11 protein-coding genes are annotated in these 14,805 nt (G+C 45.4%); 10 read left to right on the top strand and 1 reads right to left on the bottom strand.

The window, feature by feature from the left end; genetic code table 11:
• Positions 1-22 precede the first annotated feature (22 nt).
• Positions 23-2,098 (bottom strand): contractile injection system protein, VgrG/Pvc8 family, encoded by a 2,076-nt coding sequence (locus tag JF50_RS17215; RefSeq protein WP_039610619.1) that lies wholly within the window; start codon positions 2,096-2,098, stop codon positions 23-25.
• A gap of 493 nt (positions 2,099-2,591) precedes the next feature.
• Here JF50_RS17215 and tssJ point away from each other — a divergent pair, with 493 nt between their 5' ends.
• From tssJ to tssE, 10 genes are all read left to right on the top strand, one after another.
• Complete coding sequence (gene tssJ, locus JF50_RS17220) at positions 2,592-3,044, top strand: type VI secretion system lipoprotein TssJ (protein WP_152614575.1); 453 nt, start codon at positions 2,592-2,594, stop codon at positions 3,042-3,044.
• Positions 3,045-3,047: 3 nt separating this feature from the next.
• Entirely contained in the window at positions 3,048-4,385 is a 1,338-nt protein-coding gene (gene tssK, locus JF50_RS17225) for a type VI secretion system baseplate subunit TssK (RefSeq protein WP_235423462.1), read from the top strand.
• A gap of 15 nt (positions 4,386-4,400) precedes the next feature.
• The gene (icmH, locus tag JF50_RS17230) at positions 4,401-5,123 is read left to right on the top strand and encodes a type IVB secretion system protein IcmH/DotU (RefSeq protein WP_039611038.1); all 723 of its coding nucleotides are present in this window, start codon (positions 4,401-4,403) and stop codon (positions 5,121-5,123) included.
• A gap of 4 nt (positions 5,124-5,127) precedes the next feature.
• Entirely contained in the window at positions 5,128-8,853 is a 3,726-nt protein-coding gene (tssM, locus tag JF50_RS17235) for a type VI secretion system membrane subunit TssM (protein ID WP_039610620.1), read from the top strand.
• A gap of 9 nt (positions 8,854-8,862) precedes the next feature.
• Positions 8,863-9,855: a type VI secretion system-associated protein TagF gene (tagF, locus tag JF50_RS17240; protein WP_039610621.1), complete on the top strand. Its 993-nt coding sequence runs from the start codon at positions 8,863-8,865 to the stop codon at positions 9,853-9,855.
• A complete protein-coding gene (locus JF50_RS17245; RefSeq protein ID WP_039610622.1) occupies positions 9,855-11,423 on the top strand; it encodes a TssA family type VI secretion system protein in 1,569 nt (522 codons plus the stop codon). The genes tagF and JF50_RS17245 overlap by 1 nt, the downstream gene beginning before the upstream one ends.
• Positions 11,424-11,481: 58 nt before the next feature.
• On the top strand, positions 11,482-12,009 hold the full coding sequence (gene tssB / locus JF50_RS17250; RefSeq protein WP_039610623.1) for a type VI secretion system contractile sheath small subunit: 528 nt from the start codon (positions 11,482-11,484) through the stop codon (positions 12,007-12,009).
• 9 nt (positions 12,010-12,018) lie between these two features.
• A complete protein-coding gene (gene tssC, locus JF50_RS17255; protein WP_039610624.1) occupies positions 12,019-13,545 on the top strand; it encodes a type VI secretion system contractile sheath large subunit in 1,527 nt (508 codons plus the stop codon).
• Positions 13,546-13,851: 306 nt separating this feature from the next.
• Positions 13,852-14,337 carry an Hcp family type VI secretion system effector gene (locus JF50_RS17260; RefSeq protein WP_039610625.1) on the top strand — a complete coding sequence of 162 codons (486 nt, stop codon included), beginning with the start codon at positions 13,852-13,854 and terminating at the stop codon, positions 14,335-14,337.
• A gap of 63 nt (positions 14,338-14,400) precedes the next feature.
• Positions 14,401-14,805, top strand: coding sequence for a type VI secretion system baseplate subunit TssE (gene tssE, locus JF50_RS17265; protein WP_039610626.1), 405 nt, complete (start codon positions 14,401-14,403; stop codon positions 14,803-14,805).

A 14,805-nucleotide genomic window follows, 5' to 3' on the forward strand; every position in this document is an offset into this window, starting at 1 on the left:
CGGCACGCTGTGCCGCGCTTATCTAAATATCTCGAATACTGACACGACTGTTATCTTCGACATCAGAAATATTGGGTTCTTCAGACTCAGAAGGGCTTTGCGGTGATTCAAAGTCATACTCTACCGGTCCATCTAGTATGGTTGCGGCCTTTCCTTTTAACGTCAGTAATTTTGAAGCGATAATCTCGATATTGCCGCTGGTGTCTAGGGTGATGGAAGCGCCTTGGCTATATAGGCCGAGTGTACCCATACCAAGACCGCGTATAGTGATACCATCGTCACCATGGAGCACTTGGCTGCCGTTAGGCGCTGAAAGTACTATCCCACCGACACTTTCAAGGTTACAGTCTTGCCCTATTACGCAGTTAATATGTTTCCCTGATTTGATGCTGCTATGGGTATTGGCGCTGGCTTCGACTTTACTACCGATAAGGTTTTGAGTGCTATTGCTGTGCGTTTCAATGGTACTTCTATCTGTACGCATAGCGACGGCTTTTTTTGATTTCAGCTGGGCACTTGCGCGTGCTTGCACCTGAATGCGGTTACCACTTTGAATGGTGAAGTCATCAGCGCTGATCAGTGTCATTGCGCCTTGTTGAGCTGCTATTTGAATAAAGGGGGCGCTGCAGTCGCTGTTTAGTTCGATATGCTGCTCGCCGTTGAGGGTTTTAAGTAGCACCTTTGGCGTGCGCTCGTTATCATCAAAAAGCAATTGGTTATTGGTACGCGTTTGCATGATATTGTGCTCCGCATTTTGACTGGTGACTAAACTTGTTTGCTGCTGGTCCGGGGCAAACCCCATGATAAAGGTATTGTCCGGGTCGTTATTGATGCAACCTATCAGTACTTGGCTGCTCGGCAAGAGTGGAAAATGCCAGCCTGTGGCTTGAGCTTGGCCACTGCAGGCATAGCGTGTGAGTGCTTTAATTGCGTGTGGCACAACCGAGATATCCTCTGCATATTGGGGTTTATAGTGATAGTGCCCGTTGCTGTCTAGGGCGACTTGCGTCGGGTCATTGCCTGCTTGCTCTGTGACAACGTGCGATCTAAATACCATCGGCTTTGGCAAATTTGGTTGGATGGGGAGCTTAAACGGCTTGCTACGAGGAATACAGGTAATCTTGCAATGATGATTGGCGCTATCTGGCTCTTCGCTGTTACCTGCACTGAATATGTGCTTTGCTTCAATGCACAAATAATCTCCACTGACTTGGCCAATGGCATTGCATACGAGTGAGAATGAATAACCAGGTAATGCGTCTGGCACATTACCTGTGAGGCGTAGCACATCATTTTTAGTTTGCGCGGAGAGCTCAAAGTCTGTGCTTAACTGGGCAGTGCTTTGAGTATTTAGATTGGGCTCAAAGTAATTTTTTGTGACGCTTGTTCCTGTGCTTGGTGGGCTGGTGGATTGGTGAACTTGACTGCCTACTAAATGCCATGATACTGCTCGGTTAAATTCAAAAAAGCCAACATATTGGGCTGTGTTGTTGCGCTCAATACCATCACTATTGCGTAGCTTTAACTGGCCTCGACTAACATAAGGTGAGTTGAGGTTACTATCACTGATCACCACTTTTTCGTTTAACCCTGTGCACTCAAACCAGTAAAATAACCCATACTGCTGCAATAGTCGGAGTAAAAATTGGTGGTCTTGTTCCAGGGGTTGAACTCTGATTTTTTCAAAAGGAAGTGGGTGTGATAGGCGCCAATCAATCTGTTCGGCTTGATAACCAACTTGTGTCAGTAGCTGCTGGATGACAGAACGTACATTGGAGTTTACAAAAATACGACTATGATGGGAGTCTACCAACCTGGAGAGCTTGGGTTTGAGCGTAAGCTGATATTGGTGCAGTTCTGAGTGCACATGCTGAGCTGAAAAATCGCTCAAGGTTGCAGTGAAAAATGTACTCTTACCATCCTTATGTATTGTTTCAAAAGTAACAGCATTTCCTAGTACTAAATCATTATCAATTTTGAGTTTGGACTCTATTTTTGCGCTTAATAAAAAAAACTCACTAATACATGAAGTTAATTCGAAGTGTGTAACAAAAGCTTGATGACTCAGTCCATATATCTGCATCCTTGTTTGTGCCATTTTTCTATCCTTAATCGTTGAGGTTTTTCATTTTTGCTTCACTTAAATGTAATTTTTATGTAATTAAAATTTGTTTCTAAGCTATGTTTTTAGCGCTTTAATATGAGTTTAACTCATTCTTTAAGATTGTTTTTGATCATAAAGTACGTATTTTTGTTAATCAAATATTTTATTTTTGATTAAATGGTTTGATCTGGAGAATTATTTTATGTATTGTCTGTGTCGATTTTTGGCAAGGGTACAAATATGGGTAATTTTTTAATCAATTAATTAACATTAATTAGTTCTTTATAATTGCTTTTTGATTCTGAACAAGCATTGGTGTTGAAGTTTAAGATAGCTAAATGACATGGTTTTTAAATAAGACGAATGGGTGGTTACTTATTTAAGGCTAGCGTAGTGAATGGCACCTTGGACTGGCATCAAACACTGTGGCTGTCGCCTGCGCCAAATAACAATAAAAATTGAGTTAATCACTACAAGGAATAAAATCATGGCGAGGTTGATGGTCTGTTTTGTGGCGCTGCTAAGTTTGTCTGCATGTATGACGACTCAGGTTAAATTAGATGTTCAGGCGACCGATAACATAAACTTAAATAAGTTTGATGAGCCATTGCCTGTGGTGTTAAAGGTGTATCAGCTCACTGATGTACAAGCCTTTAGAAACGCGACGTTTGAACAGCTGTGGAAAGAGGATAGGTCTATTTTAGCCAGCTCTCTGATCACGGTTGAAGAGCGCACCATTAACCCCTCTGAACGTCTAAAAATCAATTTCGAGCGAGCTGATTCCGCAAAATTTGTTGGCTTTGTCGCGCTTTTTCGCGAGCGCACAGATGGCCGCTGGCGCACGTACTATGATTTAAACGATTGGCCCGTGCCATTATCAACGTCGCTTGATATTGAAATCCAGAGTAATGCATTACATGTTCCGGGCGCGGAAGACTAGCTCATGATGTTCGATAATCTGTCATTTAAGCCTGTTTGGGCTGAAGGTGTGATGTTAAGTCAGCAGCATTTTCAGCACTTGGATAAACATTTACAAAGTGAAATGGCCGCGCGCAGTCGTTTATCGCAAAAAGTGCCTTATGGGTTTTATCGCCTGCAATTTGATGAAAGCGCCATTGCAAAAGGCGTGGTTAAACTATTGGCTGTCAGCGTTATTTTCAAAAGTGGCCGATTAATCGAAATGTCGTTTACTGACTCAGATGCGCTCACTTATGAGCTCGATGACGGTCAGCAATCTGTGACGCTGAGTTTAGCACTGGCAACCAATCATGCAGTGAGTGACATAAAAGGGTATCCGCAAAATGGCCAACTCAGTGCCTACCAATGTGAATTTGTAGAGTTACAAGATGAGCATGACCCTGCACGAGGCAAAGAGGTCATGGTGGCTAAGCCCAAACTGATGTTGATTGAAAGCTCATCCAGCCAAAGCTTTATTGAACAGTTACAGTGTGCAAAGGTGATAATCAATGAGCAAGGCGAGTTTGCATTTGATACACATTTTGTGCCCTCACTGCTTAACGTGCGTGTCCATGCACCAACATTTTGTCGGCTAAATAGCACAGGCAACATTTTAAACGCCAAGTATCAAGCGCTGCAATCAAGTCGTGCACAGATGGGCGTCGTTGAAGATTTTGGCCCCAGTGATTTAAAGCAATTTATGCTGCTTCAAGCCATGTCTGCAAATATGCCTTATCTGAATCACTTACTGTTGTCCCAGTATACCCATCCAGAAGACATATACATTGCCATGAGTACATTACTGACTCAGTTGGCGCATTTTGAGGCAGAACAACAGATAGATATACCGCCTTATCAACATGACAATTTAGGGCAAATCTTTGGCTATTTTGAATCTCAAATACAACAGCTTATCGGCAGTATTAGTACCAAGCGCTCCGATAATTTACCACTTGAAAAGCTCTCTGACTCGATGTTTGAAGTCACTGGCTTTGAAGCCGATCAGTTTAGAAATAATGAGTTCTATTTAGCGGCTTTCTTTGAGCATGAATCAACACAGTGGATAGAGTTGTTTGCCGACCAAGTAAAGGTTGCCGCATCGTCACAAATTGAAATGCTGATCGCCTCAGCGCTGGGCGGCGCTGAGTTGACCCACTGCCAAAGACCCCCCAGCAAGGTGTCACTCAAAGGCGGCTATGAATACTTCAAGATCAATGCCTCTAGTACGGCATGGGCGCAAATAAAACAAGAGCTGACAATGCGAATTTTTGTGCCATACGGTTTGCAAAGCGTACAAATTGAATTGGTGAGCGTGACCAAATAGGAGTGAATGACGGTTATGACAAGGACATCAACACACACTGAATTATTGGCCTGTATTTCGCCTGTGCTAGACATAGTGCACTCGGTCCGACAAGGGGGGTGCCAGTCAACAGACATCGAGGCATTGCGTGAGCAAGCGCTGAATGCCTTTGATGAATTTGAGCGCGACTGTTACACCAATGGGATCACCGCAATTGATATGCAAGAAGCCAAATTTGCACTGACGGCCTATCTTGATGAGCAAATTATGGCCTCAGAAATGGCATCAAGAATGGCTTGGATGGCTCGTCCATTGCAACTTGAGTTGTTTGGTAATTCAAGAGCTGGGGAAGCGTTTTTTGAAAAGCTGACTCACATTCGTCAAGCCGGTGCTAGCAAGCGTGCGGTTATTGAAGTGTATTTCGTCTGTATGCAGCTGGGTTTTGAAGGGGTTTATAAAATTAAGGGTGTAGAGCAGCTTAAAGCCCTGATGTTGGATGTGCGCGCCCAGTTGGAAGAGCTATCAGGCAAAGTACCACTGAATTTATCAGACACCTGTATGCCTGCTGAGCATGTTGTGACGCAATTGGGCAGAAGGCTTCCTTATTGGGTGATCTTCAGTATCACCGTGGCAGTGTTGCTGTTGATGTATTTGGGCTTTCACCAATATTTGCAAGGCAAAGCAGACGAGCAGTTTATTGAGCTTGAGCAGCAGGTTGCTGTATTAACGCAGTTAGAAAAAACAGGGAATATTAGGTAGTGCTATGGCGGGTTCAGTTAACAAAAGTGGTTTAATTCACCTCTTACTTAATTTCTTTTCTTCACGGGCAACGGCCAAATGGATAGGACTTTTTGCCTTATTGAGTTTGGCTTGGTTTGGCGGCCGCTTCATTGGCTTAGGGGGGGTGGATCAGCGACTTTGGTTGATGGGCGGCATTTTTGTCGTCTTTATGCTGGTGCTGTTTGTGCGTTGGCTGTGGGCAAAGCGATCTGGTGATAAGTTGGCGTCAGAACTGGCTAATCATAATGCCAGCTCTGAAGCGGAAGTGGCGGAAATTAAAGAAAAAATGCAAGACGCTTTGGCTGCATTAAAGGCGTCTCACCTCGGCGCTGGATATCGGGGCAATACGGCGTTATATGCGCTGCCTTGGTATATGATCATCGGCCCGTCTGCGACCGGTAAAAGCACCTTGTTTGCCAATTCTGGACTGCATTTCCCCTATTCTAAATCGAATCAAATGCATATTCAGGGCTTTGGCGGTACGCGCAATTGTGATTGGTGGTTTTCTGATCAAGCGATTTTAATTGATACGGCAGGCCGCTATACCACTGAAGAGCGCGACAAAGAGCAGTGGTTGTCGTTTTTAAAATTGCTTAAGAAAAACCGTCCTAAATTACCCATCAATGGTGTGATGGTCGCCATCAGTATCGCGGATATTTTAACTTCAGATACTGAACAAGTACGAGACCATGTTAAGCAAATTCGTACTCGTATTGACGAACTTATCAACCAACTTGGAATTATTTTTCCGATTTATATCGTGTTTACCAAAACTGATTTGATTAGCGGGTTTGAGCCGTTTTTTAACGAGCTATCAGAGCAAGAGCGCTTGCAGCCCTGGGGCGCTTACTTGTTGGATAAAAATCAAACGCCAACCAGCGATGAAGCATGCGACACCTTTAATGCTGAAATGGAGAGTATGTATCAGCGTCTGTGTCAGCAGCGATTGGTCAAGATGACGCGCGAGCGCGATACCCAGCGTAAACAGCTTATTTACGACTTTCCAAATCAGTTTAAAGCGGCATCTGATAAGGTCAGCGAGTTTGTTGAGATCTTATTCAAAGAAAATCCATTTCAAGAGATCCCTTGGTTTGCGGGTGTCTATTTTACTTCAGGCACGCAAGAAGGGGTGCCCATTGAGCGTAGCTCTAAAACCAAACTGGCGACCTTCCGCTCCGTGTTATTTGAGTATCGTCAGCAAAGTTTAACCAGCGCATTTTTTGTCAATAAAGTCTTCAATGACGTGATGTTTAAACTGCAAGACCTCACTAAGGGTAACCGCAAAAAGCGCAAGATACAAAAGTGGGTTAAAGGCTTGGCAATCTGCACCAGCATCACAGCGATTGGCTTGATGTCTGGGTTGTTGTTTAACTCTTATACCCATAACACGCAATTGCTTGATACCGGTGAGCTGTTGAGTAAGCACGTGATTGCCACCAGTGTGGAGCACCAACCCGAGGTTGAGCAGTTTAATGCCGTGTTGGCTTTGTTTGAGCACTACCAAACGCTAGAGGCGTATGAGCAGAAGTTACCTTGGTACTTTCTATTGGGCGTGTATTCAGCTGACACCACCAAGGCACCGATTAAACATATCTTGCAGCAGCGCGTGCAATCATTAATTGGTGGACCTGCAGCGCAGCAAATTGCAACGGCTTTAGCCAGTTCACATACCCAGTGGCAAGATTTGCAAATGGCTGAAGAACAAGTGATCAAACGTGTTGAGCCGCAACTGCGAGACAGCTATTACAACTTAATGAAGTTTCAGCTGATGATGAGTGATGAGTTTGCGCGTTTAGATCATGGGTTTGTGAGCAATGCCATTTTGAGTATGGTCGCGCAGCGCTTAGAGTTGGACATTGAGGCGGATGAAACGGCGCAAACCACAGAGAAGATGCGTGTCTTGGTTAATTTTTACATCGCACAATTACGCCAAGACACTGAAGCGCCAGGGCTGGATGTATGGGCGTCACAGGAACACCTCATTGCACAGGCCAGAGCCAACTTAACTACAGATCCGCAGCCTGATGTGATCTATGGGCAGATCAAGGACAAAGTCTCCGTTTCAAACCCTGAGCTGACGCTCGATCAAATGATGAGCCAAAATAATAAAACCTTTTTGAAAAGTGAGTTGACTGTGCCGTATGTCTTTACTCAAAAGGCATGGCAATCAGAGGTATACAGCGAGATAAAACGTCGCGCAAACATTGCTTTTTCTGGTGATTGGGTGATGGGGACTGAGCAAGCAGGTGCTGAAGGTGCCATTGATGAAGCCAAAGCCAATGAACTGGCCAGCGCTATTCGGGCGTTATATTTTAAAGAGTACGCCACGGCGTGGTTTGATTTCATCAATGCAGTTGAAGTAAGACCATTTAATACCAGCAACGCAGCCAGTCTAACCTTAGGCCAACTGTCTTCTACGCAAGGGCCTTTGGTGGATTTAATGAAGGCCATAGACGCCAACATAAACTTGAGTAATGCACCGTTACAAGAGCCTGAAAAGCTCAGTGGCGTGAGTGAGAAAATCATTGATAAAGTGAAGTCAGATACCTTGCTTGGCAACAGCAAAGGGCTTGAGAGCTTAAGCAGCAAAAAAGTGCCTGAATTGGCACAGCGTTTCGCGGATTTAAGACGCTATACCTCAGTCTCTGAAGAGGCACAGATCTCAGACTATCTGCAGCAATATTTGGGTGCATTAAGTGCATTCCATTCGGATATCAAAGGCATCGCAGCCAGTAATGATGATGACTTCATGGCGATGGCATTTTCACGCTCGCTATTAACGGGTGAAGACAAAGAGAACGCATTGCAAAGTGCGTGGGTGGTGGTAGAAAGCCAAGTGAGAGCGCTTGACCCAGATAGCAAGCAAGTACTGGAGCGACTATTAAAAGCGCCGCTATTAGCCAGTGTGCAAACCGTGATGAACGAAGCGAGAAGTCAGCTGAACGACCGTTGGTACAACAATGTGTATATCAGCTACAAGGATAACCTCAAAGGTAAATACCCATTTAACTTAACTGGGCCAGATGCCGCAGTTGAGGACATCTCTGAGTTACTTAATCGCGACTCCGGTATTTTTTGGGAATTTATGGATGCAAACTTGGCACCGTTTTTAAAGCTTAAACGCGGTGTGTGGGTAGAAAAAACTTGGAATGGCATCGGTCTTGGTTTTGACAAGCCCGTGCTGGATAAATTAACCAAGGCGCGCAAAGTAACGCGTTCATTGTTCCCAAGAGAGGGCTCTGAAGTGGGGATCCGCTTCCAAATGATGCCTGTTGCGCAGCGCGGTGTGCGTGAAACCTACATAGGTTATAGCGACCAAAGCTACCGCTATCGCAATGAACCAGAAGAGTGGCGCAGATTTACTTGGCCCGCAAGAACAGGGGCAGAAAAGGCGACCATCTATGGCATGGACCGCAAAGGCAATCGGATCGAGATCCAAAAAGACGGCCCTTGGGCGTTACTGAAAATACTCAATGAAGCACGTGTTAAATGGGTTAAAGGCACAGAGTATATGGCGACGTGGGAGTTACTATTGCCTGAAGAAGAAAGCAGCGAAGCACCTGAACATATTCAGGTACAGGTAGCGCTTAAATCTAGTCGCAATAGCGGTATTTTCAGCAAGTACTTTATGTCGTCTTTTGCCTTGCCAGAAGCCTTGTTCACAGGCCGTGTGCAACTGGCCAGTCAAGCAGCAAAGCAGGTGCACTAAAGGATGAGTATGTTCAGCTTTTTTTCCAATAAAAAACCCAACAAGGTACCGGTGAGCTTGCCTTTTGGCTTTATGGGCAAAAGCCCGATACAAGCCGATTTTGTGAAGTATCACGTAGACTCGCGTGAAGTCATCAACATGGATCATTGGCTGCAAGAGGGCTACGCCCATGTATGCCGTAGTGCGTTGCAAGGCGATAGTCACTTTGACGATCAATTGACAACGCTGTTTTTTATTGCTGGTGGAGAGGCTGACAACAGCATGATGGGAGTATTGCAGCCAAGCCAAGACAAAAGCGGCAGGCAGTATCCATTTAGCTCATTTATTTTGTGTAGTAATGCGGACTTTAAAACGCATCCGGCGTTTTTATTGTATGAACGCTTTAACATTATTCGCTCTTTGATTTTAAACCATGAGCTGATCAAAAGTGCGAGCACTTTAGAGATGATGCAAAAAACAGCACATGAGTTACAGCCTTTGGGTGAGATGTGCGATCAGGAATTGGACTTTAATACCTCGATGGAAGCGCTAAGAAAGCAACCCATTGAGCGCATCTGGTTTGCACTGGGCTTATCGACTGTTGAGCAGCGCGGCGCACTCATTGAGCAGTTGATGCATGCGCTTAAAGGCTTATCGGCGCAGGGCTGCAAGCGTAGCCAATTTGGGATCAAGTTACCGATGCCACAATTGGGTGATGACAGCAAGCTGGTCGCCGCATTTTGGCTGCATTTGATCACCAATACAGTGGCAGATAATCATTGGCAGCCTTGGTGCTTTTATAACTTTGGACAGCTCAGCTGCTCAGCCTCTTTGGTGGTGTATTGCCGACCAGTGCCTGCCTCTTTTTTTGCATCGGTTTGGCTTGATTTAGCAACAGGCTCTACGGTGATGGATTTTACCAAGCTCAATGACAATCAGCCGGTATCAAGCAAAGCATTAGCGCTGGCAAAAGCCACCAATATGAGTGTGTTTGATACCTTGCGTAGCTGGAGCAAAGTGTAATGACACAACCACATGGTTATCCGTCTTGGCAAGCGTGGAGCAGCGCACTTCTGAGCGAATTTGAGCCAGATAAGTGCGGTGAAGATGTGCGCTATGACGATGACTTTAAATGTGTGAAAGCCTCATCATCAGGCGCGTCAGAAGTTGATTTTAAAGAGATATTTATCATCTCTAGCAAGTTACTGGCTGAAAAAACCAAAGATTTACGGGTGGCATCTTATTTGTGTTTAGCAGCCACACAAGAGTTTGGGATCAATGGTTTATTGCCCAGCTTGGGGTTGTTTAATGACTTGGTAAAGCAGTTTGATAATGCCCTGTACCCTGAAAAACCGCGAGCGCGAGCATCAGTGCATACGTGGTTCTTGCAGCAACAGCAGCGTTTGCTCAGTGTGGCGGATAACATTGGCGGCACGACCCCTGAGCATTGGCAAACACTCGATGAAATATTGCAAATTTATGCCAAAGAGGTTGTGCCATTTTTAGATGACCAAGCTGGTCCTTTGGCAGATTTAGGGGCGTGGTGTGAAAAAGGCAGGATCAGTCAGCCGATGCCAAAGCCAGAACCTAAACCTGAACCAAAACCAGTTACCCAAGAGCAGCCGCAGCCAGCGCCTGTCGCTGACCCCGAGCCTGCGGCGGTAGCTACCAAGGCCGCGGAGCCTATTGTGGTACCGCCTAAGGTGACAACGCAAGCAATAGACTCAGACAGCGATTATATGGCGCAGGTTCGCACTTTGTTAAAGCATGATAGAGCGCAGCAAAGCTGGCCACGAGCCATGCACTTAGCACGTGCAGTACGCTGGGGCGCATTGGCCTTACCGCCTCATGACGATAATTTAAAAACACGCTTGCCCGCACCGCGAGAAACCGCGTTTGCACCAATAAAAAACGCGTTGGCAAACGAAGAATATACCGAAGCGCTGGCAAAAGCGGAGGCGCTGTTTATGGAAGGGGCCATGCATTTTAATTTGGACTTACAAAAGTTCACCTTGGATGCGTTGGCAGGGCTATCAAAGTCCACTTTAAAAGGTTGGTTGGAGCTGCAATTAGCGGCAATTGCACAGCAATTTCCTAAATTGTTGCAGCTGAAATATGAAGACGGCAGTGACTTTTGCAGCGCGGCAAATCGTGAGCGCATTCAAGAGCACGCGCTGTTTCAAGGCGGACAAAGCCAAGACGCTGGCCAGCAGCAGTGGCAGGCGGCGATGAGTGAAGCACAAAAGCTGGTGGATGATAACGAACTAAAAAAAGCATTGCAGCTGATAGATGCTCAGCCTATGAGTACGGCCTTTGATAAAGCTTGTGCGCGCCTTCATCAAGGGCGATTGCTACTGAGAGCTGAACGGGCCAGCTTGGCAGTGCCGATTTTTCAGCAATTGCTGTCAGATATTCAAACTCATCGCCTTGATTTGTGGCAAGAGGATTTTGCAATGGACGTTTGGCGCTTCGCCAAGCAATGCTTTGAGGAGATGTCTCAAACACAAGGAGATGAATTTGATTTACAAGTGGCTGCTATTGAGTCGCAGCTATTGGTAACCAAAGTGAGCTCAGCGATCGACTGGGTGTAAATCGATACACGATGACCTTTCTTTATGGAAAGCGTAAAGAGTAACAATAGGGAAGAGCATGACAGATACATTTCAAAAAGAAATACCCAGAGCGCGGATCAATATCGCGCTAGAGCTGGACACGGATGGCGCCACACAAAAAAGTGAGCTGCCAATGAAAGTGCTGGTCGTTGGTGACTATTCAAATGGTCAAAATGACGCTGACTTAGCTGAACGTGAACGTATTTCGATCGACAAAAATAACCTCGAGCAAGTACTCAAAGATATCTCGCCTAAGGCGCAATTTCAGGTGCGCAACCGCATTGCAGGCGATGGCGATATCAGCGTGAACTTAAAGTTTGACGAGTTTAAATCTTTTGACCCAGAGCAGGTTGCCGCACAGGTACCTGAGCTCAACAAAATGATGTCGATGCGTAACTTGTTACGGGATTTGAAATCAAACCTATTGGATAACTCATCACTGAGAAAAGAGTTAGAGCGCATCTTACAGAGCAAACCTGAGCTCGATGAACTCAAGGCGAAATTGGATGAGCTGGCACCGCTTGCCTCTGAACAAGACAAGCAGCCTAAGCAACCGCAGGAGTAAGGACACCCTATGAATATGCAAGAAAACCTAAATGTAGCTGCACGCGCAGAAGAAATCGAAGCGGTTTCTACGTATGAAGCCATTTGTGACTTGGTGGATATTGATCCGGTCGGCAGTGAGATCAGCATAGATACATTCAGAGATGCGAATAACTTGGCTGAAACCAATACCAATGAGCGTTTAACTGCGGCCATCAACGTCTTTTTAGACATGGCAAGCTCAGATGGTCAGCAAGTATCCCGCATCGATAAGCTGCTACTGGATGATTACATTGCCAAAGTTGACCGTATTATCTCAGAACAGTTAGATGAGATTTTACACCATGAGAACTTTCAAAAAGTGGAATCGGCATGGCGCTCTTTACGCTATTTAATTAATCGCTGTCCGAATAATGCCAACGTTAAAGTTGAGCTATTAGATGTAGATAAAGAAACCTTGCGTGATGATTTTGAAGAGTCACCAGATACCACACAGTCTGTGTTATACAAACAGGTCTACACGGCTGAGTATGACACGCCGGGGGGGGAGCCAATTTCAACCATGGTGTCTAACTTTGAATTTGACTGCTCAGCGCCGGATGTCTCCCTTTTACAAGAGATCTCGCGCGTGTCTGCGGCCGCACATTGCCCATTTTTAGCCAGTGTTGGCTCGAAGTTTTTCTTGAAAGATTCACTGGAAGAAGTGTCTAAGATCCAAGATTTACGCTCTTACATGGAACGTGCTGAGTTCCAGCGCTGGAAAAACTTTAGAGAGTCTGAAGACTCACGTTACATTGGCCTTGCGTTCCCAAGGTTTTTACTGCGCTTACCGTATGGGGATTTAAACCCAATTCGCAACTTTAATTACCAAGAAGAAGTGACCAGTGAAGATCATGAGCGTTATTTGTGGGGTAATGCCACATTTGCCTTTGCAGCCAATGTGATCCGCAGCTTCCACGAAAATGGCTGGTCAGTGAACATTCGCGGGCCGCAATCAGGTGGACGCGTAGAGAATTTACCGCTGCATTCATTTGAAGCGGGCCGTGGTCAAGAAACTAAGATCCCAACAGAAGTCCTGATCTCCGAAACCAAGGAGCTGGAATTTGCGAATCAGGGCTTCATCCCACTGAGTTACTATAAAAACTCTGACTTTGCGTGTTTCTTTTCGGCAAACAGTGCGCAGAAACCACAAATTTATGAAACGCCAGAGGCCTCTGCAAACGCCCGCATTAACTCACGTTTGCCATACATCTACTTGGTATCGCGCATTGCTCATTACATGAAGGTATTGCAGCGCGAAAACATCGGTTCGAGCAAGCCAAGACATGAGCTTGAGCAGCAGCTCAATGATTGGTTGGGCGCTTTAGTTACTAAGATGAACAACCCTGATGAGTCGTTGATAGCGACACACCCATTGAAAGATGCGGAGGTCAATGTTGCTGAGATCCCCGGCAATCCGGGTTATTACCGAGTCAGCACCTATGTGGTGCCGCACTTCCAAGTTGAAGGTATTGATGTACGCCTCGCTCTGGTGGGGCAAATGCCTGGTGAGAAATGAAAACCAGACATGAGTTCAGTGAAGCGTATTTGAAAGCGGTATAGCCGCTTTCTGACAAGCTTTGCAGATTGCATCGTTGTTAATTGGTTTGCTTGGCACAGTGTGCATCTAGACATACGTATTTGCAGGGAAGTAGGTATCTCTAGTTGTAGAAATTGCCCTGGATTGGCGGCAACCAACCCAGGACATGTTCCCAAATTGGCATGAAGCGTGGCGCTTTTTTTGGGATCTAACACAGCCAATGCGGTGTTAGAGCGATGCCATTAATTATCAGGAAACAACTTATATTAAAAGGAGAATATAGAAATGGCAATTCCAGCGTATTTGTGGTTAAAGGATGACCAAGGGAATGAAGTAAAAGGTTCAGTCACTGTGGCTGAGCGTGAAGGGTCAATTGAAATTTTACACTTTGACCATGAACTCCGTATCCCAACGGACAATGACACAGGAGAGCTAACAGGGACTCGTAAGCACGAACCTTTCATCATCACAAAAGCGGTGGATGCATCTACACCGTATTTGTACAAAGCGTGTTCAAATGGTCAAACACTAAAGCAATTAGAGCTTAAGTGGTACCGTATTGATGACACGGGTACTGAGCGCGAGTATTTCCGCCACACGCTTGAAGATGTAAAGATCACATCTATTACGCCAACCATGCACAATGTAAAAGATCTGGACAAAGAGCGTTATCCGCATCTTGAAAAAGTGAACATGCGTTATAAGCGTATCACCTGGACTTACCTAGACGGAAACATTGAGTTTTCTGATTCTTGGACTGAGGGTCGTTAAGACCACTCATCAGAGGCAAAGCAGTGCTTTGCCTCTTTTTAAACAACTCCATGGTGACGCAATATGGCTTTATTTGATCTGTTGGCGCAGTCTCAACAACAAGCATATAACCCCAATAAAACAGCGACGCGCTCATTGAGTGTGTGTGAGCATCTAACGCAGTTGCTCAACGCTCGGCGCGGTGTGTTGGGGCATTTAGAAGATTATGGTTTACCCGATGTAGAAGATATTTACGAGGGACTGCCTTATTCACAACATACGTTGGCCAACGAAGTAAAAAAAACCATAGAAAAATACGAGCCACGTATTGCCAATATTGTTGTGCGCCCAGTGGAGATTAAAGAACATAATTGCGTGATCCGCTTTGATATTCGCGCAGAGCTAAAAAGCGGTGAGATCATTCGACTGAATACCCGTTTTGCATCAGGCGGCAAAGCCGATGTAGATACTCAGATCAAGGACGAATAA

The organism is Pseudoalteromonas luteoviolacea (assembly GCF_000814765.1).
GTDB classification, from domain to species: domain Bacteria; phylum Pseudomonadota; class Gammaproteobacteria; order Enterobacterales; family Alteromonadaceae; genus Pseudoalteromonas; species Pseudoalteromonas luteoviolacea_H.

Excerpts from the sequence above, each read along its gene's own strand:
- JF50_RS17215 (WP_039610619.1), bottom strand. The coding sequence starts at position 2,098 with ATGGCACAAACAAGGATGCAGATATATGGACTGAGTCATCAAGCTTTT.
- tssJ (WP_152614575.1), top strand. The coding sequence starts at position 2,592 with ATGGCGAGGTTGATGGTCTGTTTTGTGGCGCTGCTAAGTTTGTCTGCA.
- tssK (WP_235423462.1), top strand. The coding sequence starts at position 3,048 with ATGATGTTCGATAATCTGTCATTTAAGCCTGTTTGGGCTGAAGGTGTG.
- icmH (WP_039611038.1), top strand. The coding sequence starts at position 4,401 with ATGACAAGGACATCAACACACACTGAATTATTGGCCTGTATTTCGCCT.
- tssM (WP_039610620.1), top strand. The coding sequence starts at position 5,128 with ATGGCGGGTTCAGTTAACAAAAGTGGTTTAATTCACCTCTTACTTAAT.
- tagF (WP_039610621.1), top strand. The coding sequence starts at position 8,863 with ATGTTCAGCTTTTTTTCCAATAAAAAACCCAACAAGGTACCGGTGAGC.
- JF50_RS17245 (WP_039610622.1), top strand. The coding sequence starts at position 9,855 with ATGACACAACCACATGGTTATCCGTCTTGGCAAGCGTGGAGCAGCGCA.
- tssB (WP_039610623.1), top strand. The coding sequence starts at position 11,482 with ATGACAGATACATTTCAAAAAGAAATACCCAGAGCGCGGATCAATATC.
- tssC (WP_039610624.1), top strand. The coding sequence starts at position 12,019 with ATGAATATGCAAGAAAACCTAAATGTAGCTGCACGCGCAGAAGAAATC.
- JF50_RS17260 (WP_039610625.1), top strand. The coding sequence starts at position 13,852 with ATGGCAATTCCAGCGTATTTGTGGTTAAAGGATGACCAAGGGAATGAA.
- tssE (WP_039610626.1), top strand. The coding sequence starts at position 14,401 with ATGGCTTTATTTGATCTGTTGGCGCAGTCTCAACAACAAGCATATAAC.